Origin of the sequence: Corynebacterium sp. TAE3-ERU2 (genome assembly GCF_019209955.1) — a bacterium.
Lineage (GTDB): Bacteria > Actinomycetota > Actinomycetes > Mycobacteriales > Mycobacteriaceae > Corynebacterium > Corynebacterium megadyptis.
Genome location: NZ_JAHUTL010000006.1, coordinates 141,214 through 168,186, shown reverse-complemented (window position 1 = coordinate 168,186; position 26,973 = coordinate 141,214). Strand labels below are relative to the sequence as shown.

General features: G+C 63.4%; 17 protein-coding genes and 1 tRNA gene. 5 read left to right on the top strand and 13 right to left on the bottom strand.

The genetic code is table 11. The features are described 5' to 3' along the window. Positions 1-1,511: 1,511 nt before the first annotated feature. Together KRX12_RS09600 and KRX12_RS09595 are read right to left on the bottom strand one after the other, a co-directional pair. Positions 1,512-1,588, bottom strand: a tRNA-Met gene (locus tag KRX12_RS09600). A 307-nt stretch (positions 1,589-1,895) separates the two neighbouring features. After that, entirely contained in the window at positions 1,896-4,937 is a 3,042-nt protein-coding gene (locus KRX12_RS09595; RefSeq protein WP_370625581.1) for a UPF0182 family protein, read from the bottom strand. 251 nt (positions 4,938-5,188) lie between these two features. Between KRX12_RS09595 and KRX12_RS09590 the strand changes: the two genes are divergently transcribed. Continuing rightward, entirely contained in the window at positions 5,189-5,728 is a 540-nt protein-coding gene (locus KRX12_RS09590) for a PPA1309 family protein (RefSeq protein WP_151550039.1), read from the top strand. Positions 5,729-5,867: 139 nt separating this feature from the next. After that, a complete protein-coding gene (locus tag KRX12_RS09585) occupies positions 5,868-6,560 on the top strand; it encodes a hypothetical protein (protein WP_218366472.1) in 693 nt (230 codons plus the stop codon). A gap of 37 nt (positions 6,561-6,597) precedes the next feature. Here KRX12_RS09585 and KRX12_RS09580 read toward each other — a convergent pair whose 3' ends face one another. Beyond that, a complete protein-coding gene (locus KRX12_RS09580; RefSeq protein WP_370625577.1) occupies positions 6,598-7,656 on the bottom strand; it encodes a PDZ domain-containing protein in 1,059 nt (352 codons plus the stop codon). Positions 7,657-7,777: 121 nt separating this feature from the next. Between KRX12_RS09580 and KRX12_RS09575 the strand changes: the two genes are divergently transcribed. After that, on the top strand, positions 7,778-9,253 hold the full coding sequence (locus KRX12_RS09575; protein ID WP_218366470.1) for a zinc-dependent metalloprotease: 1,476 nt from the start codon (positions 7,778-7,780) through the stop codon (positions 9,251-9,253). 6 nt (positions 9,254-9,259) lie between these two features. Here the strand turns inward: KRX12_RS09575 and KRX12_RS09570 are convergent, their stop codons facing one another. Next, positions 9,260-9,799, bottom strand: coding sequence for a SprT-like domain-containing protein (locus KRX12_RS09570; RefSeq protein WP_370625576.1), 540 nt, complete (start codon positions 9,797-9,799; stop codon positions 9,260-9,262). Between the two features lie 118 nt (positions 9,800-9,917). Between KRX12_RS09570 and KRX12_RS09565 the strand changes: the two genes are divergently transcribed. Next, the gene (locus KRX12_RS09565) at positions 9,918-10,835 is read left to right on the top strand and encodes a TOMM precursor leader peptide-binding protein (RefSeq protein ID WP_218366469.1); all 918 of its coding nucleotides are present in this window, start codon (positions 9,918-9,920) and stop codon (positions 10,833-10,835) included. Here KRX12_RS09565 and KRX12_RS09560 read toward each other — a convergent pair. From KRX12_RS09560 to KRX12_RS09520, 9 genes are all read right to left on the bottom strand, one after another. Further along, positions 10,832-12,940: an ATP-dependent DNA helicase UvrD2 gene (locus tag KRX12_RS09560; protein ID WP_218365203.1), complete on the bottom strand. Its 2,109-nt coding sequence runs from the start codon at positions 12,938-12,940 to the stop codon at positions 10,832-10,834. The genes KRX12_RS09565 and KRX12_RS09560 overlap by 4 nt on opposite strands. Before the next feature lie 20 nt (positions 12,941-12,960). Beyond that, positions 12,961-13,791: an NAD(+) diphosphatase gene (locus tag KRX12_RS09555; RefSeq protein WP_370625575.1), complete on the bottom strand. Its 831-nt coding sequence runs from the start codon at positions 13,789-13,791 to the stop codon at positions 12,961-12,963. Positions 13,792-13,794: 3 nt separating this feature from the next. After that, the gene (locus KRX12_RS09550; RefSeq protein WP_151529602.1) at positions 13,795-14,916 is read right to left on the bottom strand and encodes a TrkA family potassium uptake protein; all 1,122 of its coding nucleotides are present in this window, start codon (positions 14,914-14,916) and stop codon (positions 13,795-13,797) included. Between the two features lie 73 nt (positions 14,917-14,989). Continuing rightward, complete coding sequence (locus KRX12_RS09545) at positions 14,990-18,448, bottom strand: UvrD-helicase domain-containing protein (RefSeq protein ID WP_218366468.1); 3,459 nt, start codon at positions 18,446-18,448, stop codon at positions 14,990-14,992. Continuing rightward, positions 18,441-21,617: an ATP-dependent DNA helicase gene (locus tag KRX12_RS09540; RefSeq protein WP_218366467.1), complete on the bottom strand. Its 3,177-nt coding sequence runs from the start codon at positions 21,615-21,617 to the stop codon at positions 18,441-18,443. Before KRX12_RS09540 ends, KRX12_RS09545 begins: the two co-directional genes overlap by 8 nt. Positions 21,618-21,712: 95 nt before the next feature. After that, entirely contained in the window at positions 21,713-22,612 is a 900-nt protein-coding gene (locus tag KRX12_RS09535; RefSeq protein ID WP_218366466.1) for a TIGR02569 family protein, read from the bottom strand. Positions 22,613-22,694: 82 nt separating this feature from the next. Next, positions 22,695-23,912 (bottom strand): ThiF family adenylyltransferase, encoded by a 1,218-nt coding sequence (locus KRX12_RS09530; RefSeq protein ID WP_370625574.1) that lies wholly within the window; start codon positions 23,910-23,912, stop codon positions 22,695-22,697. Between the two features lie 5 nt (positions 23,913-23,917). Then, the gene (locus KRX12_RS09525; protein ID WP_218366464.1) at positions 23,918-24,775 is read right to left on the bottom strand and encodes a DUF3152 domain-containing protein; all 858 of its coding nucleotides are present in this window, start codon (positions 24,773-24,775) and stop codon (positions 23,918-23,920) included. 239 nt (positions 24,776-25,014) lie between these two features. Further along, positions 25,015-25,242, bottom strand: a complete 228-nt coding sequence (locus tag KRX12_RS09520; RefSeq protein ID WP_218365209.1) for a DUF3107 domain-containing protein — start codon at positions 25,240-25,242, stop codon at positions 25,015-25,017. 422 nt (positions 25,243-25,664) lie between these two features. On the opposite strand from KRX12_RS09520, the gene KRX12_RS09515 reads away from it, so the two are divergent. Continuing rightward, on the top strand, positions 25,665-26,972 hold the full coding sequence (locus tag KRX12_RS09515) for a DEAD/DEAH box helicase (RefSeq protein WP_218365303.1): 1,308 nt from the start codon (positions 25,665-25,667) through the stop codon (positions 26,970-26,972). The last annotated feature ends 1 nt before the right edge of the window (position 26,973 follow it).

Below are 26,973 nucleotides of genomic sequence, written 5' to 3'. Positions count from 1 at the left end.
GGTAAGCACTAAACGTTTATAAATGACCATCCACCGAGCGTGGATGTACACTAAAACCGCACACAACCTTGAACGCGGACAACCTTCTGGTAAACACATCCCACAATTGCCTTACTACATACCCACATCTTGAATAACCTATACATAGATTCATGCAGCTACAGCAATGGTGGCAAATACCGAGAATCACTCTACCCATATGCCCACTTTACGTAAAACGCCCTGCGCGCATGAAGACACTTACGGGACATTGATCCGACATTTTCCAGCTATACCAACTCTTCCTGATGCCGAAACTTCAATGTGCGAAATAGAACTATTCGGTATCCCCGTGGGAAGTTGCATTTCTGTCTGCATACTGCCCATCTCAAAATGCTGCTGTATCGCAGAGTCAAACTCCGAAGATTTGCCGTTTGGGACTAAGGAGATAGTCACTTCATCCCCCGGCTGACCATGGTATGTAATGGTAGCAGTCGGCTTCTCCAGGTCTATCCGGACCACGGACCCATCACATTTCCCGTCATCAGTGACGCTACCGAGTATTGGCTCATCGGACCCTCTTGCCCCGGAATTCGACACCCCATTATCATTCACCATTGAATCTAATACGGCCGATTCGTCAGCTGAAGTTGAGCACCCACTGGCTAGCATCAGGACCCCCATAAGGGACACTAACGCAAGCAAATGACGCTTTAATTCCATCATCAATCATACCTTTTTCGCATTGCATACCATTCGGAAAAGGAACCCGACGGAGTACCGTTACCATCAAAAATAACGAAACCCCCTAGGGAAAGCGACACGGGATTCCCCTCTCCCCATACTTCTTTCATAGCACCCTACGTTATTAGGGTAACTCTCGGAGCACGAACTACCAAAAGTTACATTGAACAACTCCGCATACGTGCCAACCAAGCAATGAACCCCAGAATTAATCATTACACCCCTAGCTATATCACGCCCCACATACCTTTCGATAGCCAGCAATAGCCCTAGGGTTCTTTACTCCAGATTCTATTCCGGCAGCAAATAGACGTATTCCAATTCGTCTAGTTAGCCATGTAGGTCTTCCGTACATAAAAACCCCGCAGGCGCCAGTGTGCTGTACCAGCACATCCGAGTGAGCCTTCTCTACATCTCGTAGACTCAGGATCAACACATCGCCCGTACATGTACACCCATGTATACACCACCAGCGGTAGTTTGAGAGAGGGTTTGGCTGGCTGGCTCTCTCCGACTGGGCACGCGGGAGGACCTTCAAAACGTCTCGACATTATATGGCGTAGTGAGGCGTTTCCTGCAGCCCCAGACCCCAGCATGATCTCAAAACCTAGATTAAACGGTTCATCTCTATCTAGAGTGCGTAGCGTCCTAGCTACATGCTTGGGCTTGCCCCGAGTAGTGGCCCAATTTTCTCTGATATTGACGTCACTGACCTTCTCTCCCCCAGAAGCTATCCGCACAGCAAGAAACCCCCGACTTCCAATCGGAAGCCGAGGGTTCTCGGAAAGTGGTAGCGGGGGCAGGATTCGAACCTACGACCTCTGGGTTATGAGCCCAGCGAGCTACCGAGCTGCTCCACCCCGCGTCGGGTGCATATATGCACTTGTTGCTGTTTCACGCCTTGCGGCCTGTCTCAGCGACGTGTGATAACTATACAGAGGAATAGCGCAGCATCCAAATCGCTCTGTGTACTGCGGATTCTCGGCACTACCCCGCTGGGATAAACCACACTAGACAGCCCAGGCCATACCCGGCGCGCACCACCGCACACACTTCCCCAAGAACCGCCGCACACCACCGCACACCGCCGCACACCACCTCAAACACCAGCGCCCACAACCCCGCAGGGCTGTGGGCGCTCTAAGCGGCGTACTACCTAGCGTTATAGGGCGCTAGTTCTGGTAGTTCTCCTGGTAGTCACGCACCGCATCATCGAGTTCGTCGAGGGCACGACCGTACTCTTCGTTCGAACCATTGCGGGCGTCTTGCAGGTTCTCGAGGGCGCGGTTAATGCGATCAATGGCTTCGCCCTGATCGCCGCTGCCGCTAGCAGGACCGCTCGGGGTGTCCGTGCTGTCATCCTTCTTATCCTCGGCGGATGCTTCCTCGTCCTTCTTCTCGTCCTCGGGCGTGGCATCGTCCTTGCCAGCGTCGACGGTCTCGGCCTCATCCAGGTCGGCGGCTTCCTTCGGGTCGATACCCACTTGGTCGAGGGCCTCGGCGATGGTGGGCGCGTAGCCCACCTTGCCGTTATAAGAGATCAGTACGCGGAGCAGCTTCGGGAAGGCCGAGGCCTGGTCCTTACGCTGGGTGTACACCGGCTCCACGTAGAGGATCTCTCCCCCGCCCACCGGCAGGGTGAGGAGGTTACCGTCGATCACCTTGTTGGTGCGCTCCCACAGGGAACGGTCACGCGCGATCTGATCGGAGGAGATCATGGTGTCCTGCGCCTGGCGCGGACCCTGCGTCTGGGTGTTCGTCGGCAGCACACGCAGCGTGATGTGTCCATAGTTGTCCGGGTCGGAGGACACCGCCATGTGTGCGGAGAGGAACTCGCGCTTCAGACCACGGAAGGAGGTGATCATCTGGAAGCTGGGCTCGCCCGTCTTCGGGTCGGCGGCCACCACATAGTAGGGCGGCTGGGCCAGTTGGCGTCCCTCGTTGCCGCCAGCTTGTTCGCTGGTGCGGGTTTCCGTTGCGGTCGGATCCGTGGGCACAGACCAGAACGCATCGTTGTTGAAGAACACGCCAGGATCATCCACGTGGTAGCGAGTCATCAGCTCGCGCTGCACCTTGAACAGATCCTCGGGGAAGCGCATATGGTCCATGATCTCGGGAGAAATCTCGGACTTCGGCTTCACCGTATTCGGGAAGATATCGCTCCAGGCCTTGAGCACGGGATCCTGCTCGTCGAAGGCATAGAGCTGAACATCGCCGTCATAGGCGTCCACCACTGCCTTCACCGAGTTGCGGATATAGCTGACCTGATCGTTGAAGAGCAGCTGGTTAGTTCCCTCGGGGTTGCGGGCATCCTCGGTGACGTTGGTCAGCGAGGTGCGTTCCGCATAGGGAAGGTTCGCGAGGGTGGTGTAGCCGTCCACGATCCACTTGATGCGTCCATCCACCACAGCCGGGTAGGTCTTGGAGTCGGTGGTCAGCCACGGCGCCACCTTCTTCACGCGCTCGCGCGGATCACGGTTGAAGATAATCTTCGAATCGCTGCCCACTCGATCGGAGAGCAAGAGGTTGAGCTCTTGGTAGCGCAGCGCGAAGGCAGCACGGTTGAACATGTTGCCCACGTCCACACCGCCCTTGCCGTCGTAGGTGAAGCGGTCGGTGTCGGTGTCGTACTCCACTGGGCCGGCGCCGGTATCGCCCACGATGGAGTAGTCCACATTGGCGGGGACCTCACTGATCACCGGGCCGTAGTAGGTACGTGGCTGCTTCGCCTCGATACCGAGCTTCTTTACTTCCTCATCGTTGCGGTTTTGCTTCAGCGCCTGCAGATCGGAGACGTTGTACACGGGATAGCCGCCGCGGGTGGATCCCACATCGCGGGCCACCTCATCCACCTGGTTGGCGGGGGCGGCGATGAAGCCATTGCCGTGGGTGTAGACGGTGTGGCGGTTAATCCAGTCGCGCTGGTTATCACTCAGTGCGTTCGGGTCCATCTCGCGGACGGTCACCACATAGTCGCGCAGCTCCCCATCGGTGGTGTAGCGGTCGATGGCGAGGGTGTCGGGGAAGCCATAGAAGTTACGCAGCTGTTGCTGCTGGGTGAAGGTGGCGGCAAGCACCTCGGGGTCGAGGAGGCGGATATTGGACAGGGTGGCCCGGTCATTCGCCACCTCTTCGTCGGTAGCGCCCTTTGCTCCCCAGTTCTCCATGTAGGTGACGTTGTCGTCGGTGAGGTTATAGGCGTAGCGCGTGGAGTCGATATTGCGCTGGATGTACTCGCGCTCCTTCTCCGCACGGTTCGGCTTCACCGAGAACTCTTCAATAATCAGCGGATAGGCCGTCCCGATCACCACTGCAGAGAGCACCATCAGGCCGGTGGCCAGCGCGGGAATGCGGAGGTCCTTGAGCACCACCGCGGAGAAGAACGCAATGGCCACCACGATGCCGATCACCATGAGCAGGATCTTGGCGGGCAGGATCGCGTTGATATCGGTGTAGCCACCGCCGGTGAACGTTTCGTTCCTGCTAAAGAGCAGCGAGTAGCGCTCGAGATAGTAGCCGGCTACCTTCACCAGCATCCACAGCCCGGCGGTCACGGTCAGCTGCACCTGGGCGGAGGTGGAAATAGAGGCACGCACCCCCGTCATGCGGTTGCCCACACGGATACCTCCCAGGAGGTAATGCCCGATGAGGCCGATGAAGAACGCGATGATGAGAAATACCGACAGGTAGGACACGATCAGCTGCAGCATGGGCAGCACAAAGGCGTAGAAGCCGAGGTCGTGGCCGAATTGCGGATCGGTTTCCCCGAAGCTTTCTCGGGAGAAGAACATCAACACGGTGCGCCACTCGCGCTGCAGCGCGAAGCCGCTGAACAATCCCAGCAACACCGGCAGCCCGATGAGCACACCCCGCAGGGAGGATTCCAGCACCTTGCGGTACTGGTGGATCGGGTTATTCGGATCGATCGCCTCGAGGGAATCGGGGCGATTCTTATAGGTGACGTATCCGGCGATGAACGCTATGCCCCCAGCGAGGATGGCGCCCACAAAGAACAAGGCGATGCGGCTGAGCACTACCTTGGTGAACACTCCGGTGAAATCTACTTCCTGAAACCACAGCCAGTCGGTGTAGAAGCCGACGACCATGGGGGCGATCACCACAAGAGCGATAATGATGCCTAAGGTCCAGCTGAGGGCCTTCGGTGGGCGTTTAATGGGCGGGCCGGACGAGGGCCGCTTATTCGACAACGCTATTCTCCTTGATGCACATTGTTAGGTTAAGTCACGCTCTATCAACCACGGTTCCCGTACCGTTGGGCGCGGGAGTGAGTCCGTGCGAGCGTGGGCGAGGCCAGCCAGCGGATGCGGTGCACATAGTGATGCTTGCGGACCCCCTCATGCTGCTCGAGGACGTCCCGCAGCCACACCCAGCTCCGGCACATCTCACACTCATATCTACCAAAACTGCATAGACAGTTCACCACATTACGTAATCCAAGGAAGCCATGAGCAATCACGACGAATCTGCAGCCACCTATCTTCTGCCGCAGGCCCTCAACAAGGCCATGCTGGAGGCAGTCGAGTTCATCCACGCCGAGGGCTGGGACGCCACCCCTACCCTGTTCGCACTCGTTCCTCGCGAGAGGCTTATCGACGCTCTCCCGGAGGACATCGATGACTCGCCCTTCGTTCTCGTGGTGCAGGATAATCTTCCCGAGCACATCCAGCCGGGCTCCGAGGAACTCGGCGACTATATCGCCCGCATCATGTGGCCCGAGGGCGTGGAGGGCGCGGTGCTCGCCCAAGAGATCATGTTTAAAGACAGCGCAGAGCACGCGGATACGACGGCCCGCCCGGCGCGGCTATTCTCTGGTGTGGTGCGCGGCGGAAGCGATCTGACTCTGCTGCAGCTGCGCCCCACCGAGGAGGAGCTGGAGGCCAAGGGGGCCTTCGCGGAGGACGATATTGAGCTCCGCGGCGGCGCCGGGGTAGCCCCGGGCGTGATTGCCGCGCTGCGCTATTCCTTCGAGGAGAATGTGGACTAGGCCCCGCTCCCACCGCGGGCACAAGATTCCAAGCGGCCGGTATGCGTGAACTAGCATGGGTGGTGCGCTGTGCTCTAGGTCAATGTTCTTATATAGCGTGCGCATCGATTGTGCATCCACGCGGAGGAAAAACACTGTCATGAAAGATTCTCGGATTCTGCCCCTGATGGCACTCGCCCTCACTGCTGCGCTCACGGCGGCGGGATGCTCGGATTCGGGCGAGGCCTCGGATGTAGCGGAGAGCTCCTCCAGTTCCACGACCTCGACCCGTACCTCGGAAACATCCTCGGCAGAGAGCGACGACAGCACCGAGACGGCGTCGACAAGCACAACGAGCAGCACCGATACACGGGACTTTAAGGATGCCTCCATCGGTAGGGCCTATGAGAAGTACGGCGATCTGGCGCCGCGGGAGCTCTTTGAGCAGCTCAATGACTGCCAGCCGAATGGCCTGCCGAATTCGATCACGTGCACCGGCCCGAAGGTGGGCACGTTCCAGTTCATGAGTTCCAAGCCGAAGTCGATGTCGGTGATGCAGGCGCTGACCGAGTTTTCGAATTCGCAGGTGGTGGACAAGTCCGAGGATCGCGTGGTCGGCTGGTCCATTATGGGCACCACGGCGATTGTCACCGTGGTGAATAAGGACAAGGGCCTGATTCTGCAGCAGATGGTGTCCACCGATGATGTGGATCCGGAAGAGCGCATCTATGAACTGGGGCTTGCCGAGAAGCCGGGGACCGCGGAGAGCGAGCCGACGGAGCCCGAGGAGCAGGACTCCGATAACGCGGCCGCTGCCGACGATGAGGAGAACAACGCGGACTCCGAGGACTAAGAACTCCGCGTCCTAGGGCCGAAGGCCCAAGCGGCGGCTAGTCACAGGTGGGATAGTCGCCGCCATTTTTATAGGCCTGCATGGACTCGATGGCGCCGGCGAGATCGGTGACCTTGATGATGTCCATATCGCCGTGATCGCCCTTGAGCGCCTCCGCGCAATTAGCTTCCGGGGCGAGGAATACCTCCGCGCCGGCATCTCGGTGGGCGGCGGTGACCTTATGCTGAATGCCACCAATGGGGCCGACGGTGCCGTCATTGCTAATGGTACCGGTGCCGGCGACATGCAAGGAGGCATTGATGTCTTCGGCAGAGAGCTTCTCCACCACGGCGAGAGTGAAGATCAGCCCCGCGGAGGGGCCGCCGACGTCCTCGAGATGGAAATCCACATCGAGGTTATCGCCCGGAACCGCGCTCATCACAATGCCCAGCAGTGGCGTGCCCGGGGCGCGGGGGTTATCCCCCAGCTCCACGGTGACGCTCTGTTCTGTGCCGTCCTCATCACGCAGGGTCACGGTGACCTCATCGCCTACCTCATGAGACTGCACCGCCTCGCGGGCCTGCTCGGGCGTGGTCATTGGGGTGTCATCGATCGCGAGCAGCACCTGGCCTGGCTGCACCTTGTCCTCGGCGGCGGAGCCCTCGGCCACGGAGAGCACCTCTACCTCGGTGGGGCGGTTGAGATAACCCATCGCCGCCACCACCGCCGCCGATTCGGAATCCACAAAGGCCTGCTGGTTGATCTCACGGACTTCTTCTTCCGTCTTATCCCGCGGAAACACTGCCTCGATCGGCACGATCGTGTCATCGCTGAACAGCCAGCGCCCCATGGTTTGGGCCAGCGACATATTGTGGCGCACCACCACCGTGGTCATATCGAGGCTGCCCGTGGTCGTCTGGGTGGGCGCTCCCGTGATCTCCACGACCGGCTCCCCGGAAAACTCCGCGAGCACATCGTAGGTCGGGCCGGGCCCCTCGGCGGCATAGGGCACTGTCAGCGAGATATCGGTGCCAGGAACGTGATCGAGGTTGGCGAGCACGGCGAGCACCACCACTGGAATGGCGCCGTAGGTCAAGGTGCGCTTACGAGGATTCACGACTGACCACATTACCTTCCCCACAGCACGAGGCTTCAACACTCGTGGCTCGCGCCCTGTTCGCTCTCAGCGTGGCTGTCTCGCTAGCAAGCCCAACTCCGTGCGCGGTAGATTTGGTGCCATGAGCCGTAACGGATTTGGATTTTCTTTTGGTAATGAAGACGATGACGATGACCGCCGTCGGGATGACCAATCGCCCTTTGGCATGTTCTTTTCCGGAGGCTCGGGGGATGACCCCAAGTTTGTATCCGGTGGTTTAGGCGACATGCTCAACCAGTTTGGGCAGATGCTCAGCGATATGGGCTCGAGTATGAACGACCCCAACTCGGAGGGGCCGGTGAATTATAGCCTTGCCGAGCGTATCGCCCGCCAAGCTGCGGGATCGCCGGGCCCGGTACGGGCGAATGACGCCGAGGCCGTCCGGGAATCGGTGCGGCTAGCGGAGCTATGGCTTGACGACGCCACCCAGCTGCCCACCTCGGAAGCCTCGGTGCAGGCGTGGAACGCCCACGATTGGCTCGAGCACACGCTGCCCATGTGGAAGCGTTTTGTGACGCCTGTGGCCGAGCAGATGAACGAGGCGCAATTCGATAATGTGCCCGAGGAGGCCAAGGAGATGATCGCGCCGATGCGCGGCATGCTCTCTCGGATGTCCTCCATGAATTTCGGTATGCAATTGGGTAATGCGCTCGGCGAGCTCGCCACCCAGGCGCTCACCGGCTCGGACTTTGGGCTGCCCGTGGCCCCGCGCGATACCACCGCGGTGCTGCCGCAGAATCTGCAGACCATGTCCAAGGATCTCGGGGTGCCCGCCCAGGAAGCACTGGTCTATCTCTGCGCCCGCGAAGCCGCCCGGCAGCGCCTCTTCAAGCACGTGCCCTGGCTGGTGGAGCGTCTCGTTTCCTCGGTGGAGGAGTACGCCGCCGGTCTCGTGATCGACACCTCCAATGTGGAAGAGGCGATGCGCGAAATCCAGACCGAGGCCCAGGACCCCGAGGGCATCCAGGAGGCCATGGCCCGGTTGCAGGGCATGGACCTCTCCCCCACGGTCACCTCCCGCAACGCCGCCGCGGTCAGCCGTTTGGAAACGATGCTCGCGCTCGTCGAGGGCTGGGTGGAACTCGTGGTCACCGAAGCCATGGGCGATCGCGTGCCCTCGACCGCGGCGATGAATGAGGCATGGCGCCGCCGACGCGCCACCGGCGGCTCCGCCGAAAAGGCCTTTGCCAAGGTGGTGGGCATCGAATTCGCTGCCCCCAAGGTGGCCGAGGCCCAGGAGCTGTGGCGCCGCGTGGAAACCGCTGTGGGTATCGAACGCCGCGACGCGGTGTGGGATCACCCCGACTTCCTGCCCGTGGCCGAGGACTTGGATAACTCCGCCGAGTTCATCGATGGCCTGCTGGATTCCGAGGACTCCGGCGATTTCGATCCCATCGCCGAGATCGCCAAGCTCGAAGAGGAACTCGCCCGCGAGGCCGAGAACACGGACTCCGGCGCTGCGGATGCGGACGCCAAGGATGCGGACGCCAAGGATGCGGACGCTCAGGACAGCGACGATAAGGACGAGGATGATAAGGACAGCGGCCGCGACGCCTAGCCTCCGCTAGGTATCCGACCCCTCCTCGCGGAGCGGGCGCTCGTCCATAAAGCTGAGGGCTTCCAAAAAGCCCTCAGCTTTTGCCGTGTGTGGGTAGCGCTCTACCCACTGCCGAAACTCGGGGCCGTGGCCACCGGGAACGAAGGTGTGCACCATTTCGTGCACGATCACCGCATCCACCACATAGCTGGGCAGTGGCTGCAGCCGGTGACTCAGCCGGATCGTGCCATCGGCGGGGGTGGTGGATCCCCAACGCCGGCGCTGATTATGCACCCAGCGGATGGAACTGACCCGCGCCCGCCCCTCCAGATAGCGCTCATTGAGCTCCGCGGCGCGGCGCTCTAAGGCGGTGTCATCCTTGAGCTGGCCGCGGGAGCGCTTCGCTTCGACCCGGCGCAGCAGGGAGGCCACCATCTCGCGCTCTTGGCGCGCCGTCAATCGGGCGGGAATGCGCACCACATAGCCATCGCCGCGGGCCTCGATGGCTGCGGTTTTCTTTCTTCGCGCCGATCGAATGACTGTCACTGCGGGCTGCTCTGTACTCACAAGCACGCCAGTGTAGTCCGCTCGGCTGCGCGGGGCGGGTGAGTGTAGTAGAACTATCCCCAGACACGGCGGCGTCGGCCGCAGCCAGTGCAGAACGGGGTTTCGGGGGGAACGTCTTATGGAAGCACCAGCGGAGCATCACGACACCGCGGCACCACGCGCCACCGTGCGCCTGCGCGAGGGTATTTCTGTGTTCATCCGCCCCTGCGGGGCACTGCAATTCGGGCAAAACCCGCAGACCGCGGTGGTCATCGACGAATTCAGCCCCGTCATGGGCGCCGCCATTGCCCGCTGCTTCCGCCGCGTCCATCGGGCAACACCGCGCACCCAGCTCAGCACCTGGCTCGAAGACGCCGGTATGGCCGGCAGTGCGGCGCGTTCGCTTATCGACGATCTCCTCCAGCACCGCATCCTCGAAGCCTGCCCCGACAGCGGCCGTACCGCGAGCCTCATCGGGCGCTCTCCCCTCGCCACCCAGGTGGCGGGCGTGCTCAGCGCCACGGGCGTGAGCCTGCACCAGCCCCAGCACCCAGATTTTCTGGCCCCCTTCGTGCACGATATTGCGCAGCTGCCCACCCACCCGGTGCTGGTGATTGATGAGATCAGCCAGCACCGTTTCCTCGCCCCGCTGCTCACCCAGCTCATCGCCGAGGAGCAGCCGCTGATTGTGGTGGACGTGATTGACGGGCACTATTGCATCGGCCCGATGCGCCGCGGCACTCGTGGGCCGTGTCCCTTATGCATGGAGCTCTATCGCAGCGACGCCGATCCCGCATGGTCCGATATCGTGGCCCAGCGCGTCCCGCACAAACTACAGCCCAGCCCCATCACCACCACCGCCACCGCGGCAGTCATCGCCGCCCTCGTCCAGGCGATCCACGAGGGCAGCCAGCCGGAGCTGGTGCGCGCCGGCACCCGCTGGACGGTCACCCACACGGCGGTGCAGGAAGACACGGTGGCGGCCCATCCGATCTGCCCGGTGTGCTTCGAAGCCTCCCAGCGGCGGCCGCGGCCGCGAACGGCAAGTAAGGGCTAGCGCAGCTCGTCGAGAAGCTGCAAGAGCGACTCCCCGAATTGCTCGACCTTCATCGGCCCGATCCCCGAGATATCCAGCAACTCGGCTTTGGTGGAGGGCATCTCCTCGGCGATCGCGGTGAGGGTGGCGTCGGTGAACACGATATAGGCGGGGGCGTTGAGCTCCTCGGCCTCGGCGCGACGCCACTGCTTGAGCCGCTCAAAGATCGCCGCATCCGCCCCCGAGGGGCAGTCCTCGTGGCGGCCGGCCACCTTGTCCTGCGGGGTCAGCAGCGTGGTGCCGCAGACGCGGCAGCGCTTGGAGCGCTTGGAGCGCGGCGGCACAGAGGACAGATCCACCTCCGGCACCACCGCATCAAGAAAGCGACTTCGCTTCCGCGAGGCACGCCCGCCCTCTTTGCGGGCCAGCGCCCAAGAACAGCTCAGATGCTCACGGGCGCGGGTAATGCCCACATAAAACAGGCGGCGTTCCTCCTCGATCGCCTCGTTGCCGGCCTTGATGGCGTGGCTGATCGGAATGGTTTTTTCCACCAGCCCCACCACAAACACGGCATCCCATTCCAAGCCCTTGGCGGCATGCACGGTGGCGAGGGTGACGCCCTGCACGGTGGGATCCTGCTTCGCGGCGGCGCGCTGATGCACCTGATCCATCACGGCCTGCAATCCCCAGTGGGGATGCGAGGAGGCGAGATCCTCGATCACATCCGCCAGCGCCTTCAGCGACTGCCAGCGCTCCCGCTGCTTCGCGCCTTCCGGCTCCTTCTCGCTGAGGCCCACATCGGCAAGCAGATCGCGCACATAGCCTGTGAGCTCCACGCCGCTGGGCCCGATGCGCTGCAGCTCCTCCTCGGCCACACCAGCGGTGCGCTCCACCTGAATCTGGCGGTTGAACTTCTGCGCGGCGCGCACCAGCAGCGCCATCGCTTGGCGCACCTCCGGCCGCTCATAAAAGCCTTCGCCTTGCTGGACTTGGTAGGGGATGCCGGCGTCGGCAAGCGCCTGCTCGTAGATGGGTGACTGGGCGCGAATACGAAAGAGCACAGCCATCTCCGAGGGCGGTACTCCCTCCTGCATCAGCTGCTGGATTTTTTCCACCACCCCACGGGCCTCGGCGGATTCATCCGGGTAGGACTGAAAACTCGGCGCGGGCCCCGAGGGGCGCAACCCCTCCAGCTCCAGCCGGGTGCCGGCGATGCGGCCGCTGGCGCGCGCGATCACGCTATTGGCCACGGAGGTGATCTCCGGGGTGGAGCGATAGTCGCGTTGCAGGCGCACGGTGGTGGCCTGGGGATAGCGGCGCGGGAAATCCAGCAGGTAGCGCGGGGTGGCGCCGGTGAAGGAATAGATGGTCTGGTTGGCATCGCCCACCACGGTGAGATCGCTGCGATCCCCGAGCCACGCCTCCAATACCCGCTGCTGCAACGGGGTGACATCCTGGTACTCATCAACCACGAAGGTGCGGTACTGATCGCGGAACTCCTCGGCCACCGCGGGCGCGTTCTCCAGCGCCCCAGCGACGTGGATGAGCAGGTCATCGAAGTCGAGCAGCACCCCGTCCTTGGTGTTTTTTAGCTGCTCATAGCGCTCATAGGCCTGGGCGATCTTCGCCGGATTCGCCGGGGCGGTGCGCAGCGTCTTTTCCACCTCCGCGGGATAGGACTCGGGGGTGAGCAGGCTGGCTTTGGCCCAAGAGATTTCGCCCAGCACATCGCGGATGGATTCCGTGGAGGTATCCAGGCCCACCGCCCGCACCGCCCGGGCCACCGCGCCGAATTGATTGTCCAGCATCCGCCACGGCAGATCCCCGGCGATCGAGGGCCAAAAATAGGCCAGCTGGCGGCGGGCGGCGGAGTGGAATGTTCGGGCCTGCACGGCCGCCACCCCCATGCTGCGCAGCCGCTCCCGCAGCTCCGCCGCGGCACGGGTGGTAAAGGTGACCGCCAGCACCCGGTTGGGCGAAACCATGCCCTCGTTCACGAGATTGGCGATGCGATAGGTGATGGTGCGGGTTTTGCCGGTGCCCGCGCCGGCCAGAATGCACACGGGGCCGCGGGGCGCCGCGGCGGCGCGGCGCTGGTCCTCGTCGAGGTCATCGAGGCTGAACATGGCGTCGAAAAGCACCTTCCCTAGGGTTGAGTTCTGGTTGTTGAGGCGCGCAGCGCCTCGAAGAGCCTACCTGCTGCCCAGGCATGCATCATGCTGTGCGCAATCGAGCCCACGCGCGGCTGCGGGAAGCGCTGCTCGCGAATATCGCTCGCGCTCACCCAACGGGTCTCACGCAGCTCATTATCGGTGGCGCAGTGGGCCTCCACATCGGCGGTGGTGCCGTACATGCCCAGCATCAGCGAGCCCGAGAGCGGCCAGGGCTGGCTGGACACATAGCGCACCTCGCCGAGACGCCGGCCGGTTTCCTCCAGCACCTCGCGAACGAAGGCGGCCTCGATCGACTCGCCCGGTTCCACATAGCCGGCGATGAGCGAAAAATACTGCGAGCGCTGCGCATTGCGCCCGACGAGGATGCGGTGCTGGTCCTGCAGCTCCACCACGCCAATCACGGCAGGGTCGATGCGCGGAAACACCCAGCCACTACTGCCCCGCGCCTGGGCGGAGTCGGCGGCATAGTCCAAGGCGGAGCCATCGGCGGGGTGAAAATGAGTGCTGGCCTTGGATTTCACTAGGGCGAGGGCGCGCAGCAGCTCCCCTTCCCCGGCGATCGAGCCCTCCCAGAACTCGGGATCACCGGGGCCGCACAGCCGTGCTCCCGCTGCCGCGGCGCGCTCGAGGGCGGCGGCATCGGCCTGCACGGCATAGAGCTGGCGGTGCGTATCGACGCTCACTCGCTGTCGCATCGCCTCAGCACTGATGCCGCAGCGGCGCAGCTCGGCCGCGTCGAGCTGTGCCGCGATGATGTGGTGCGGGCCAACGAGAAGGTAGCGATCGGCAGACTGATCCGGCACGGGCTAGGTGCTTTCTCCGCGCGGCGGCTCGGTATCGGGGATATCGGCGGAAAGCACGCGGCGCACATAGAGCAGCCGGTCGCCGGGTTCGACGGATTCCGCCTCTTGGGCGTCGATGCGGTAGAGCTTGCCGGAGCGCACCACGCCCAGCACAATATCGGCCAGGTGGCGGGGATTGGCGCCCACCTCGTCTTCTTTGACCATGCGCTCGGCGATGGAAAAGCCTTCGCCCGGGGAGAGAAGATCTTCCATCATCTCCACCACGGGAGGGGTGACGGTAGCCAAGCCCAGCATGCGGCCGGCGGTCTCGGAGGAGATCACCACCGAGTCGGCGCCGGATTGCTCCACGAGGTGCAGGTTTTCGGACTCGCGTACCGATGCCACGATCATCGCCGAGGGAGCGATTTCACGCACCGAGAGGGTGATGAGCACTGCGGCATCGTCTTGATTGGGTGCCACCACCACGGCCCGGGCGCGGGAGACTCCGGCCAGCTTGAGCACATCGGATTTCGTGGCATTGCCTTGGACCGTCACGAGATTGTGCCCCGAGGCGCGCTCGAGTGCTTGGCGGTTGGTATCAACCACCACGATCTGTCCGGGCGGCACACCATCGGCCAGCAGCGCGGTGACTGCGGAGCGTCCCTTGGTGCCGTAGCCGATGACCACTGTGTGATTGCGCAAGCGCTTCCTCCATCGTTGGATTTGTAGGGTGCGGCGGGATTCCTCGGTGAGCACCGCCAGCGTCGTGCCCACCAAGAGGATCAGGAAGGCGATACGCAGCGGGGTGACCACAATGACGTTGAGGAGGCGGGCCCGGTCTGTCACCGGGGCGATATCACCGTAGCCGGTGGTAGAGAGCGACACCACCGAGTAGTACAGCGCATCGAGAAAGGACAGCGGTTCGGTATAGCCGCCGCTATCGAAGTACACGATCACCGTCACCGTGAGGATAAGCACGATGGCATACACCACGCGGCGCGCAATGAGCAGCCACGGCGAGGAGCGCCTGTCCTCCGGGATGCGGATGATATTCAGCAGTGCATAGTCCGGCAGATCATCCAGCTCGGTGGGGCGGCGTACCACGGGTTGCCTCGCGCGGGCTCGGGATCCGAACCTTTTACGCATTCTCGCCACGGCTATATCCTTGCTGCTTGGTTGCGGGGGTCATCAGTGGTGGGCACTCGCCGGCTGCACACGCTCAGTCTGTCGTGCCGATACCGTCAGTGTGCACCAGCGCGGCGAGCTCATTCTCATCGGGTAGCTTACTCGGTTCGAGAGTGTGATCGTAGGCGATGTAGTGGAAGGCTGCACGCACCGAGTCCGGATCGATCTCTCGACCATATCGCCGCGACAGCAGCCGCGCCCAAGCCAGCCGGTACACGGCCAGCTGGATCTGCGCTGCCTGCATGTCCGCGCCTGTGGGCGGGCGGCCTGTCTTCCAGTCCACCACACACCAGCCGGACTCCTCGTCCGTACCGAAGTGGAAGATGGCGTCGATGCGCCCGCGCACCATGCTGCCGCCGAGTGAGATCTCGAAGGGGTATTCCACATAGGTGGGGGTGCGCTCCGCCCACTCGCTGGCGAGGAATTTCTCCTTCAACTGCTCGAGCTCCACGCCCTGGGGATCGATCTCCTCCCCCGCCCCGGGCAGTTGCTCATCATCGAGCAGCGAGGTGGCGCCGAAGCGATCCTCGATCCACTGGTGCAGCGCCGTGCCCCGCTTGGCATAGGCATTGGGTTTGAAGGGCACCGGGCGGTGCTGGCGGCGGGCGAAATCCTCGGGGCTGGACTTCAGCGACACCAGATCAGAGGTGGAGAGCTCATGGCTGAGCTCTACCTCCACCACGGGCCGAGCGGCGGCCTCGTGTTCGGCGATGAGCGCCTCCACCTCCTGCTGCCACAACTGGCTGAGCTCACTGGAGTTGGCGGGAAGATCCTCCCAGCGGCGGTGGCGGGCCGCCTCCACGGCCGTGGCCGCCGCATCGAGAATGTCCTCGCTATAGCTGGCGATGCCGTGGTTGCGCGCCAGCGCTTGGGCCTTTTCTTCCTTCCACAGCCGCGGGAAGCGCAGATCCGTCGCCTCGGCCGCTGGGGTGGTGCTCTCTTCGGCGGTGGCGGCGGCAGGATCCGGCTCCTCGCTCTCACTGCTGTCGTACCAGTGCACCACAGACTCGGGGGCGAGTTCTTTTAGCGCCGTGAAGTGCTCGAAGGGCGTGGTCTCCCTGCTGGCCGGATCGGCGTGCGCCGCCCCGCTGACGATCAGCGTGTTTTCGGTGCGGGTGATGGCCACGTAGAACAGGCGCACCACCTCATCGAGATAGCCTCGCCATAATTCATCGCGGTGTTCGGTGATCGCCGCGTCCGCCTCGTTCTGGGTGGTGACTCCCTCGAGGTCCAGCACCGGCACGCCATTGGGGTTCTCCACCCCGGCGATATCGGTAATCACGGCATCGCCGCGCAGCACGGGGGGCAGCTCCCCGACCGAGTTGAGCCAGTTATCAAACCTTTTCTGCCTGGTTTCCCCATCGTTGTAGGTGCTGTTATCGCAGTGCAGCACCGCGACAGTATCCCATTCCAAGCCCTTGGCTTTGTGCACGGTGAGCAGCTGCACGCGGTCGCTGTGGACGGCGATCTCGGCGCGGTCAAACCCACGCTCATGCTCCTTCGCCAGCTCAAAGTAGCTCAGCATGGACTGCAAGGAGGCCCCAGGCGTGCGGCTAAACTCGGCCACCTTCTCGGCGAGCTGGTTCAGATGCGCCACCCCGGCGCTGCCATCGCTGTTCGGATCGCGGCGCACGAGTGCTTCGGTACGGATGGAAAATACCCGCTCGATATCGGCGATAATGTCCGTCAGCGGTTTGGAGAGCGAATAGGAGCGCAGATAGCGCAGCTTCGAGGCGAGCTCGGCGAGCCGTTGATAGCCCTCCTCGCTATAGCGCTCCGGCTCTCCGAGGTCCGCGATGGCGTCGACAAGCCCCACATGGGCATCGGGTTCATCGCTGAGCGCTTGGTCGATGGCGGCGCGGAGTCGCTCCAGCGGATCGGGCGAGTCGAGCCGTTCATCCTCTTCTAGCTCGCCACTGGAGTTCACCCGGCCGGCAATATTCTCGGTGCGGCGGTGGAGCGCCTTGAGATCCTGCACCCCGAGATTCACCAGCGGGCCGCACAGCACGCGAACCGCGGCCTCATTATTCTCCGGCGAGACGAGCATGGTGGCGATGGCGAGCACATCCGCTACCTCCGGCACCTCCAGCAGCCCGCCGAGGCCAACGATCTCATAGGGGATACCGCGCTGGGCCAGGGCTGCCGCCATCGCGGCGATGTGGTGGTTCTTGCGCACCAGAACGGCGCCGGTGAAGCGCTCTCCCGCCTCCTGCTTGTCCTGGAAGCGTTCGGCAAGACGTCCAGCGACATACTCCACTTCCTCCTCATAGGTGCGAAACCATCCGAGGGCGATATCGCCCGCCGCGGCCTGTGGCCGGGAACTGAGCTTTTCGACGCTGCGCTGCTGCCCATCACGCTCCAACACGGAGGCGGAGACGGCATTGGCCAGCTCGAGCACTCTACTCGGGTTGCGCCACGAGGTCGTGAGCTGGCTCTTCGGCGCCGGCGAGGTGTCGCCATCTTCGGCGATGCGGGGAAAGTCTGTGGCGAATTGGTCCAGATTGGTGGAGGTGGCGCCACGCCAGCCGTAGATGGCCTGCATGGGATCGCCCACAGCGGTAATGCTCAGCGCGCGGTCGGTATTGCCAAAAAGATGGGACAACAGCACCCGCTGGGCATTGGAGGTGTCCTGGTACTCATCGAGCATGATCACCCGGAATTTCCGGCGTTCGCGATAGCCCACCTGGGGATATTTCTGGGCAATGCGGGCCGCCGCAGAAAGCTTCTGCGCGAAGGTGGCCACATTATCGCGCTTCATGCGCCGCCGCAGTTCCTGCACCAGCGGCAGATAGTCCTGGCGCTTCGTCATCGCCGTGACAAGTTTTTCGACATTCCCCGACTTGTACTGCTTTTTCTGCCGCGAGCTGGTCTCGAGCCCGTCGATGAGCGAAATATAGTCGTCCTGCGCCTCCTTCAGATCCGCGGGATCGACGAGGTGGGAGTCGAGTGCGGACATCAACGCCAGGGTGGAGTCGATAGCCGAGCTGACGCTGGGATCGCTGGCGATCGCGGTGGAGTGCTCCCGCACCACCTCATAGCAGTACTGGTAAAGCTCGGTCTCGGTGATCAGGCGCGCAGATGTTTCGATGGGCAGCAAGAGGCCGTACTCGGCCACAAGATCCCCACAGTAGGAATCGTAGGTGGCTACCTTCGGTTCGATACTGAGCTCACGGCCCTGCTCATCCACGGCGAGCCCGAGGGTGTTTTTCAGCGTGGCGAGGTTCCGGCGGATGCGCTGTTCCAGCTGGCCGGCGGCCTTCCGGGTGAAGGTGAGTCCCAGAACCTGATCGGGGCGCACCAGCCCATTGGCCACCAGCCAGACCACGCGCGCCGCCATGGTTTCGGTTTTACCGGCGCCGGCACCGGCCACCACCAGCAGTGATCCTTGTTCCGCACCGATCACCGCTGCCTGCTGCTCGGTCGGTGCATAGGGCTGCTGCAGTCGCTCCGAGAGCTCACGGGGAGACAGCCGCGGATTGTTCTGCTTAGGCATTGAAGATGCTCCTTCCCTGATCCTGTGCCGGGCATACCGCCTTCAACGTGCAATACGTGCACTGTTTCTCATTGAGCTGAGCCCGCACCCGCGGCTGTGCTTTCTCCCGCGCCAGCGCCATGAGCGTGTCCTCAAAAGCAGCGAGTTGCTCTTCATCGAGCCGTGCTTGCTCGCGGGTGGTGATCTTCTTCGTGCTGGTGCCGGGATAGACCAGCACGGCCCCTTCTCGCTCGAGTTCAGGGTCCTCGGGGCGGCGGGTGGCGAGATTCCCTTCCGCATCGAGGCGGGCGTGCGCCACGGCCACCTGGTAGGCCGAGAGCTGCGCATGATCGGCGGCCTCTTTCTGGGCAATGGCCTGGGCGGAGGACTTATAATCCACCACCCGCAGGCTATCGCCGCTGCGGTCGATACGATCCAGCCGGCCGGAGATCATCACATCATGCTCGCCCTCTGTGAGATGGCCGACGCGCACCCATGCCTGTCGCTCGGTACCCACCAAGGTGGTCGCGGCATTAGCAGAGTGGATCCACGACACTGTTTTATCGAGCATGGTGCTAAACCGAGCGATCTCCGCATCCTTTCTCCACTCTGCATCATCGAGCTGCTGAGTAAAGGCATGCTCCACCAACTCGCGCGCCACGCTCTCCTCGGCGCCATTATCAATGGCTTCGGCAAAGGCGTGCACGAGCGTGCCGGTGATTTGGGGGCTGCCACTGGCGGAGTCAGCGAACTTCGCCACGGTGCCGTTGAGGGGGCAATCTAGGCTCTTTTCGATGGCGGAGGGAGATAAACGGATGGTCTCCCCGGCGCGCACCAAAGGCTCAGTAGTAGAGGCCGCACGCATGCCCCACCACTCCTGCGGGCTGGCCCCCAGCACGCCGGCCTCCGCTAGCCGCGCGAGATGATATGCGGCATGCTCGCGATCCGCTGCGGGAGCGTGCGGATTTTCCAGGGTGCGCCGCAGTTCCGCGATCACACTCGAGGTGGACAGCATACGCGGATGAATGGCGCGCACCGCCCCGGCGTCCTCAGATGTGCCGGCGGCAGTCTCGGCGCTATACACCCGCATGCTCACCGGGGTGGCAGCGAGGAAACGGGAGGGCTCGGTGGTTCCATCTTCGCTCTCCGTGTCATCGATCGCCATGATGTAGAGCTGTTCAGTCGCTCGGGAGCAGGCCAAGCTGAGCAGACGGCGTTCTTCTGCTTCCCGCTCGGCCGTGTGGGTCACATACACCCCAGGGTCGATGTCCTCGTCTGTGTGATTGATTAACTCTTCCTGGCCGAATAGGGTGCCCGTTTCTCCCAGCTGCGGCCATGCACCTTCATTAACCCCTGCAACGATCACGAGGCGAAAGTGCATGCCCACGACCGAGTGGGCGGTAAGAATGGTGACGGCATCTGTTTTGGCGCCGCGCCGCTCACGGGTGAGCGAAGGAACATCGAGGCTATCGATATAGGAGATGAAGCTGGAAAAGGAGGCCCCGGGGCGACGCTCGGTGTAGTCGCCGGCGGTATCAAACAAGGCCATGGCAGCGTCGAGATCCTGATCCGCCTGGGAGCCGGACGCTCCGCCGCGAAGCGAGACCGCCTGCAGGTGCTGGGCGAGACCGGTCGCCTCCCACAACGCCCATAGCACCGCCTCAACGGACTCGCCGCGTTCATAGGCCGCCCGCCCCGCCTCGAGTACCTCGGTGGTGCGCTGCAAAATCTGGGTTTCCCGCTCGGTGAGGCTATCGCGAATCTCGGCGTTTTCCGGGGCGGTATAGCCCGGTGCCTGGGGAAGCAGGAGATCCTCGAGTACCTCGATGGCCCGGCGGCTACCGCCGTGGAGTTTTTCTGCGGCACGCACACCGCGCAGCAGGCGGCGATAGGTGACCGGATCGGCGCCACCGACGGGGCCGAGGATGAGCTCGCTCAGCTCGGTGCTGCTGATACGGCTCAGCAGGCTCCGCGCGGCGATGAGCAGGCTCGATACCACCCGCTGTTCCTTGAGTACCATCGCCGAGTTGTCCACGTGCACGGGCACACCGGCGATCAAGAGCGCCCGCTGCAGGCTACCGATCTCCCCAGAGCTGCGCACGATCACTGCGATATCGCGCCACGCCACCGAGTCGAGCAGCCCAGCGCGGCGTACTCGGTCCGCGATGAAGTCGTGGTGGCTGCGGGCATCGGCGGCCACCACATACTGCGAGCGCGCCTGCACCTGAGGCTCTGTCAGCTCGATGGTGTGCTCGGCGTGGTAGTCGAGGAAGAAGTCGGGATCCGCGCCACGGAAGTGGAATACGGAGTGCTCGGGGTTGCCGCCGAGCACCATGAGCGTGGTGTGCGGGGTGAGCGCCTCGATCAACCCAGCTGCCTTGGGATCGAGATTCTGTGCGTCATCAACCAGCAGATACCGCGCTGAGCGGGCCACCTGTTGGGCGAGCTGCTCATCATCAACGATGAGGCGGTGAGCCTCGGCCAGCAGCTCGGAGGCGTTGAGCGAGTCCTGGCCAGACAGTGCCATGGTGTGGTGATACTCCCGCAAAAACTGCCCCGCAGCAGTCCAGAGGGGGCGGTCCCAGTCCTCGCCGAGCTGCTCGAGGTCCGCGGCACCTAAACCGCGCTCTTGGGCACGCAGCAGGAAGTCACGCAGGCCGCGGGCGAATCCGACGAGCTCGAGTGCCTCGTGCTGCTCCTCCGGCCAATAGGCGCCGCCGCGCTCGCGGTGGCCGTCGAGAAGCTCGCGGATCACGGCATCCTGCTCGGCGCCGGTAATCATGCGGGGCGAGGTGCCGATATCGCGCTGGCGCGCGGCCCGGACAATGGCGAAAGCCAGGGAGTGAATAGAGCGCACGAGCGTTCCGGCGGAGGCAAAGCCCTCAGCGCGGCCGCCCAGCAGAGAAGAGAGCTCGCTGCGGTGATAACTTGCCGTCTCCTTGGCGGTGGTGATCAGCGCAATCTCCGCCGGATCCACCCCCGCATTGATCAAACCCACCACCGTATCGCTCAGTGCGGAACTCACACCCGTGTTGGCGGCGCCGATGAGCTTCACGGTGCCTGTCAGCTCAGCGTGCACCAGCTCGTGCACGGCCGCAGACCACGTCCTGCGAGGGGTATCTCGCGGACCGGGGTAGGTGACTGTCACCGTAGGGTTCGGCGGTGGGGCCATCTGCGGGGTGCTATTCATGCCCATCATTCTTGCAGAGGTAGTGGACACTCACAGCGAATTGCCCCTCAACAACTAAGAACACACATTCGAAGAATGCGGGTGGGAAATTTGGGCTAGGAGTCGGCGTCGAGACGCTCGCCAAGTTCGCGGGCCAACGCCACAATGCGGCGGCTGTGTGCGGGGCGGCTCGCTGGGTGCAGCGCGTGCACATAGAGGCGATAGAGCACCCCGCGGGCGGCCAGGGCGTCGAGATAACGCAGATGCGAGAAACGATCCAGCACCCCGATATCGACGGCATCGGCGATGATGCCGTCCACCATCGTCAGCGCTGCGGTATACGCATGCGGATGCGCCACGGGCACGATCTCAGTCACAATCGGCGCCTGGCTCCCGGAGAAGATGGTGGTACCCAGCATGTCCGCGTGGCCCAGCTGCACCTCGAGGGGAATCTCGGGCACCCGCCGATGTAGCTCCGCGGCGGCGCTCAGCGCCTCCACCTCGTGGCCGCTGGCGGGGCGATCGCCCTCAAAAGCGCGGGCCAATAGCTCGGCCGGCTGTTCTGCCCACGTGGCACGATCAGCCAGCTGAAAGATGCTGGCTTCATCGTCGACCTGCTGCATATCGCGGCCCACCCACTGGGGCACCGGCACCTCGGCGAGAGCATCGGCGAGGAGCAGGGCCGCGCCCACGGTTTCATCGACGCGCTGCGCTGGTTCGCCCACCACATAGGCGTTCGCCCGGAATCCCGAGATCACCACGCGCCCATCGGTGGAGCGCACCGGCCGCACTAGGCGCACACCACGGGGGTTGAGGCTATCGCGCAGCTTGGCCGACCACGCGGCAAAAGACGCCGAGGGGGCGCGGGAAATCACCACGTTTCCGCATTTGATGCCGTTATCCCACGCCGCGCCGAGTCGCTCTGCGGCGGCGATGTGATGGGTGGGCACTCGGAAAGCCTCAAAAACGTGCCCCGGTACCGAGCCCACGGGTGTCGAGTCGGTGGTGTCAGTCATAGCCCCTAGATTAGCGTTGCACCCCACCCGCCCGGCGCGCACACCACGGCCACAGGCGAGATTGCGTTCCCAGCTGCGCCTTCTACTGGTTCATCCACCAGTACATGATGCCCCCATCGAGGGTGATAACGCGCTCGAAACCATGAGCGAGCAGGATCCGGGCGGCCTCTTCGGAGCGGACTCCCGCTTTGCAATACAGCGCCACCGGCTGGGCGCGATCCAGCTCGGCGACCTGGCCGAGGTCCCCGGCGCGCAGCCGCGAGAGCGGGGCGAGCAGGCTCTCTCCCAGCACTCCCCCTTCCCATTCGATGGGTTCGCGCACATCCACCGAGATCATGCCCTCCTCGAGCAGGGCGGGCAGCTCCTCCATCGAGCGGTGTTCCGGCTCCTTGGGGGCATCGGCGTCGCGGGGTGTGTTCTGGGAATCCATCCTGTGTCCTTCCTGGGCATCGGCGCTATCGCGGGTGGCTGCATCCACCGCGGCAGCATCAGCTGTCGTCGGTGCTGGGCCGTCTCCCCGCCCGCATGCCTCGACCACGGGTCGGTGCCGCAGCGCCGCCGATTCCGGGTGCGGGGAAAAGGAGAAGGTTTTGAAGTTGTTATTCGCCGCATCCCAGGTGGCGAGGCGGCCGATGAGCGGGGTCCCGAATCCGGTGATGAGCTTGATTACCTCGGTGGCCATCATGGTGCCGATCACCCCGGGCAGCACGCCAAAGACGCCGGCCTCGGCGCAGTTGGGGGCGCTACCGGGCGGCGGCGGGGTGGGGAAAATATCGCGCAGGGTATAGCCCTCGGCGAAGACAGATAGCTGCCCGCCGAATTGCTGGATGCTGCCCCACACCAGCGGGATGGACTGCTCGGCACAGTGATCGGCCACCAGGTAGCGGGTGGCAAAGTTATCGGAGCCATCCACCACGATGTCGTAGGCACGGAGGATCTCGAGGGCATTAGTGGCCGTGAGTGCGCAGTGGTGGGTGCGCACCTCCACCTCGGGGTTGAGCTCGCGGGCAAAGCGCGCCGCGGACTGCACCTTCGGGGTGCCGATATCGCTGGTGCGGTGCACCACCTGGCGCTGCAGGTTGGACAGGTCCACCTCGTCGGCGTCGATAATGCCCAGACACCCCACCCCGGCCGCGGCTAAGTATTCAATCACCGGGCTGCCGAGCCCGCCGGCACCAATCGCCAGCACCGAGGCGCCATAGAGTTTCTGCTGCCCCTGCAGCCCGATTCCGGGCAGGGAGAGATGGCGGGCATAACGTGCCGTCGCCCCAGGGGGCAGCGGCCGCGGTGTGAGAGTCACCGAATTTATTCCTTCTTGCCGTTCGGATAGGGCCACGCGTTATAGCTGCAGGTGGCGTTATCGTCGGGGTAGATCTCGTTGGGGTCGATCTTGTTCAGCTCCGAATTGGAGAGGCTGAGGGTTTGCTGCATCATGATCGGCGCGAGGGCGCCATCGCGGCCGCAGGGCACATGCTGTGCATAGCCGATACCGTGTCCTACCTCGTGGTTGATGAGGTATTGGCGATAGGCGCCGAGATCGCCAGCGAAAGGCCGGGCGCCACGCACCCAGCGGGATTCGTTGAGCACCACGCGATTGCCGTCGGAGGTAAAGCAGGAGGTCTCCATGCCCAGGTTGGCGCCGCAGCTCTTATGCGTGGTGTTCACGCTGCTCAGCTGGATGCGTAGATCGGCCTTGTCCGGATTGTCGATGTGCTTGAAGCCAAACTCGGGATCGGCGGTCCAGCCCTTGGGATTGGTCAGGGTGGCATCCACCATCGCGGCAAAGCCATCATCGCCGCCATAGTGGGCGGGGTTGAGCCCCTCTTCCACTTCGATCACATAGGTGACGGTGCGCGGGCGTCCCGCCCCGGCTTCGGCACCAGGGGCGCCCACCATGCGGTAGGTGCCGCGCCCGTCTTCGGTATAGGGCCCGCCTGCGGGTAGCTGCCCGCCTTCGGTCACAAACGCGAGATCCGCGGGATTAGGCACCGGTGGGCGCGCTTCGTCGCGACCTGTGCTCGTGGCTGCCGGTGGGACAGAGGAGGCGGTAGGGGGTGTGGTATCGGCGGGCTGGTGGATGATGTCGACGAGCACCCACACGGTGATGATCGCCAGCACCGGAATGGCATAGGCCCGCCAGCCATAGTCGCGGGCAAAACGCACGAAGAAGGAGTCATTGGACTCTTCTGCTTCTCGACGCTCCCCCGCTGCTTCATGCCGTCCCGGCGAGGGGTCCGGCTCCGGCCTGTGGTGGCGCGGGGCAGCGATGTCATCGTCGCTATTCCACGCGTTATAGCGGTCGGGGCGGTCCTCCCCGTCCTGGCCGCGTAGATATCTTCTCTCGTCGATGACTCGCTACTCCTTCTGCCTCGTAATCCTGCGCGCTGCGCCTGTCGGCTGCGTTAGTTGATAAAGCCCACTGGATGAGCGTGTGTGGAACCGACTTCCACATAAGCGATCGAGCTACTACGGACCACATACTTTCGGCCCTTGTCATCATCCAGAGTCACAGAGCTCGGCTCTGCGCTAGCGAGTGCCTGCTGCACCTGCGCGAGCACCTCATCCTGGGCGCGATCGGTGGAGATAACAAGCTCGCGTGGGCTGTCATTGAAACCAATTTTGATGTCCATAAAGATGCCCTCTTTTCATGTCTGTGACGATGGCGCGGCACCTGCCTAGGCTGCCGCGCCGGTGCGTATGAATTAACGGTTATCGTCTCATATGCACAGTGAGGATAGTAGTTCTCTGCCACCGTGCACTGAGGCAGTCTCCAATACTAGTGGCAGGACAGTTAGTATCTATAGATGTGTCTGACCAAGGATCTTCCACCGCCCACGATCAGCCTCGCTCTGCCGGTTCGAGGCGTTCCCGCCGCCGAGTGCGTCGCCACACCACGCGCCAGCAGGTAGCTGAGGCCGCACCGGCACCTTCCGAGAAGGCTGCGGCGACTGCTCCTCCTGCGGCTAGAGAGGCCGCTGCCGCGCCCGCCGCGGCGCCACCTTCTCGCAGTACAGCCGCCACAAAGGATGCCACCACGCCGACTTTCGCGGAGCTGGGCGTCGCCGTGGAGATCGTGGAGGCCTTGGCCAACAAGGGCATCACCCACACCTTTGCCATCCAGGAGCTCACGCTCCCCTTAGCGCTCGATGGCGCCGATATTATCGGCCAGGCCCGCACCGGCATGGGCAAGACCCTCGGTTTCGGCGTGCCGCTTCTTGATCGTGTCTTTGATGCCGCCGACGTCGCGGAGCTCGATGGCACCCCGCGCGCCCTGATTGTCTGCCCCACCCGCGAGCTGGCGGTGCAGGTGAGTGAGGATCTCGCCACTGCCGCAGCCCGCCTGCCGGTGCGGGTACTCGCGATCTACGGTGGCACCCCCTATGAGGATCAAATTTCGGCGCTCGAACGCGGCGTGGACGTGGTCGTGGGCACCCCGGGACGGCTCCTTGATCTCGCCCAGCGCGGGGCGCTGCGACTCAACGAGGTGGCGATCCTAGTTCTCGACGAGGCCGATGAGATGCTCGATCTGGGCTTTTTGCCCGATATTGAAAAGCTCATGGCCATGCTCACCCACGCGCACCAGACCATGTTGTTCTCGGCCACTATGCCCGGCCCCATCATCACCTTGGCCCGGGGTTTTATGCACAAGCCGGTGCATATTCGGGCCGAGTCGGCGGAGTCCTCGCAGACACACGCCTCTACCCGCCAGGTGGTGATGCAGGCGCACCAGATGGATAAAACGGCCATTATTTCCCGCATTCTGCAGGCTCCCGGCCGTGGCCGCACCATCATCTTCACCCGCACGAAGCGTTCCTCGGCGACCTTGGCCGAAAACCTCGCCGCCCATGGCTTTGCGGTGGGAGCAGTGCACGGCGATATGGGCCAATCGGCCCGCGAGCGCTCGCTCAGTGCGTTCCGCGAGGGACGCATCACGATCCTGGTGGCCACCGATGTGGCCGCCCGCGGTATCGACATCGATGATGTCACCCATGTGATCAACTATCAGACCCCGGACGATCCGATGACCTATGTGCACCGCATTGGCCGCACCGGCCGCGCCGGTCACACCGGAACGGCCGTCACCCTGGTGGGCTTTGATGAGCTGCACAAGTGGGCGCTGATCAATGATGAGCTCAAGCTCGATCAGCCGGAACCGCCCCAGTGGTTCTCTACCTCCCCCGAGCTATTCGAGGCCCTCGATATTCCCGAGGGCGCCACGGATTCCATCGGCGATGCCCGCCCCGTCTTCGGCGGGGGTGCCTCGAGCCTGCGTGGTCGCGGTAGTCGCCCGCGGGGCGCGGGCCGCAGCCAGGGCCGCGGTCAGCAGGGCGGCCGCGGAGGGCGCGGGCGCCGTAACTAGA

Bases quoted from the DNA above. Each gene is read 5' to 3' on its own strand.
- KRX12_RS09590 (WP_151550039.1), top strand. From the start codon at position 5,189: ATGAGCAATCACGACGAATCTGCAGCCACCTATCTTCTGCCGCAGGCC.
- KRX12_RS09585 (WP_218366472.1), top strand. From the start codon at position 5,868: ATGAAAGATTCTCGGATTCTGCCCCTGATGGCACTCGCCCTCACTGCT.
- KRX12_RS09575 (WP_218366470.1), top strand. From the start codon at position 7,778: ATGAGCCGTAACGGATTTGGATTTTCTTTTGGTAATGAAGACGATGAC.
- KRX12_RS09565 (WP_218366469.1), top strand. From the start codon at position 9,918: ATGGAAGCACCAGCGGAGCATCACGACACCGCGGCACCACGCGCCACC.
- KRX12_RS09560 (WP_218365203.1), bottom strand. From the start codon at position 12,940: ATGTTCAGCCTCGATGACCTCGACGAGGACCAGCGCCGCGCCGCCGCG.
- KRX12_RS09550 (WP_151529602.1), bottom strand. From the start codon at position 14,916: ATGCGTAAAAGGTTCGGATCCCGAGCCCGCGCGAGGCAACCCGTGGTA.
- KRX12_RS09545 (WP_218366468.1), bottom strand. From the start codon at position 18,448: ATGCCTAAGCAGAACAATCCGCGGCTGTCTCCCCGTGAGCTCTCGGAG.
- KRX12_RS09540 (WP_218366467.1), bottom strand. From the start codon at position 21,617: ATGAATAGCACCCCGCAGATGGCCCCACCGCCGAACCCTACGGTGACA.
- KRX12_RS09535 (WP_218366466.1), bottom strand. From the start codon at position 22,612: ATGACTGACACCACCGACTCGACACCCGTGGGCTCGGTACCGGGGCAC.
- KRX12_RS09520 (WP_218365209.1), bottom strand. From the start codon at position 25,242: ATGGACATCAAAATTGGTTTCAATGACAGCCCACGCGAGCTTGTTATC.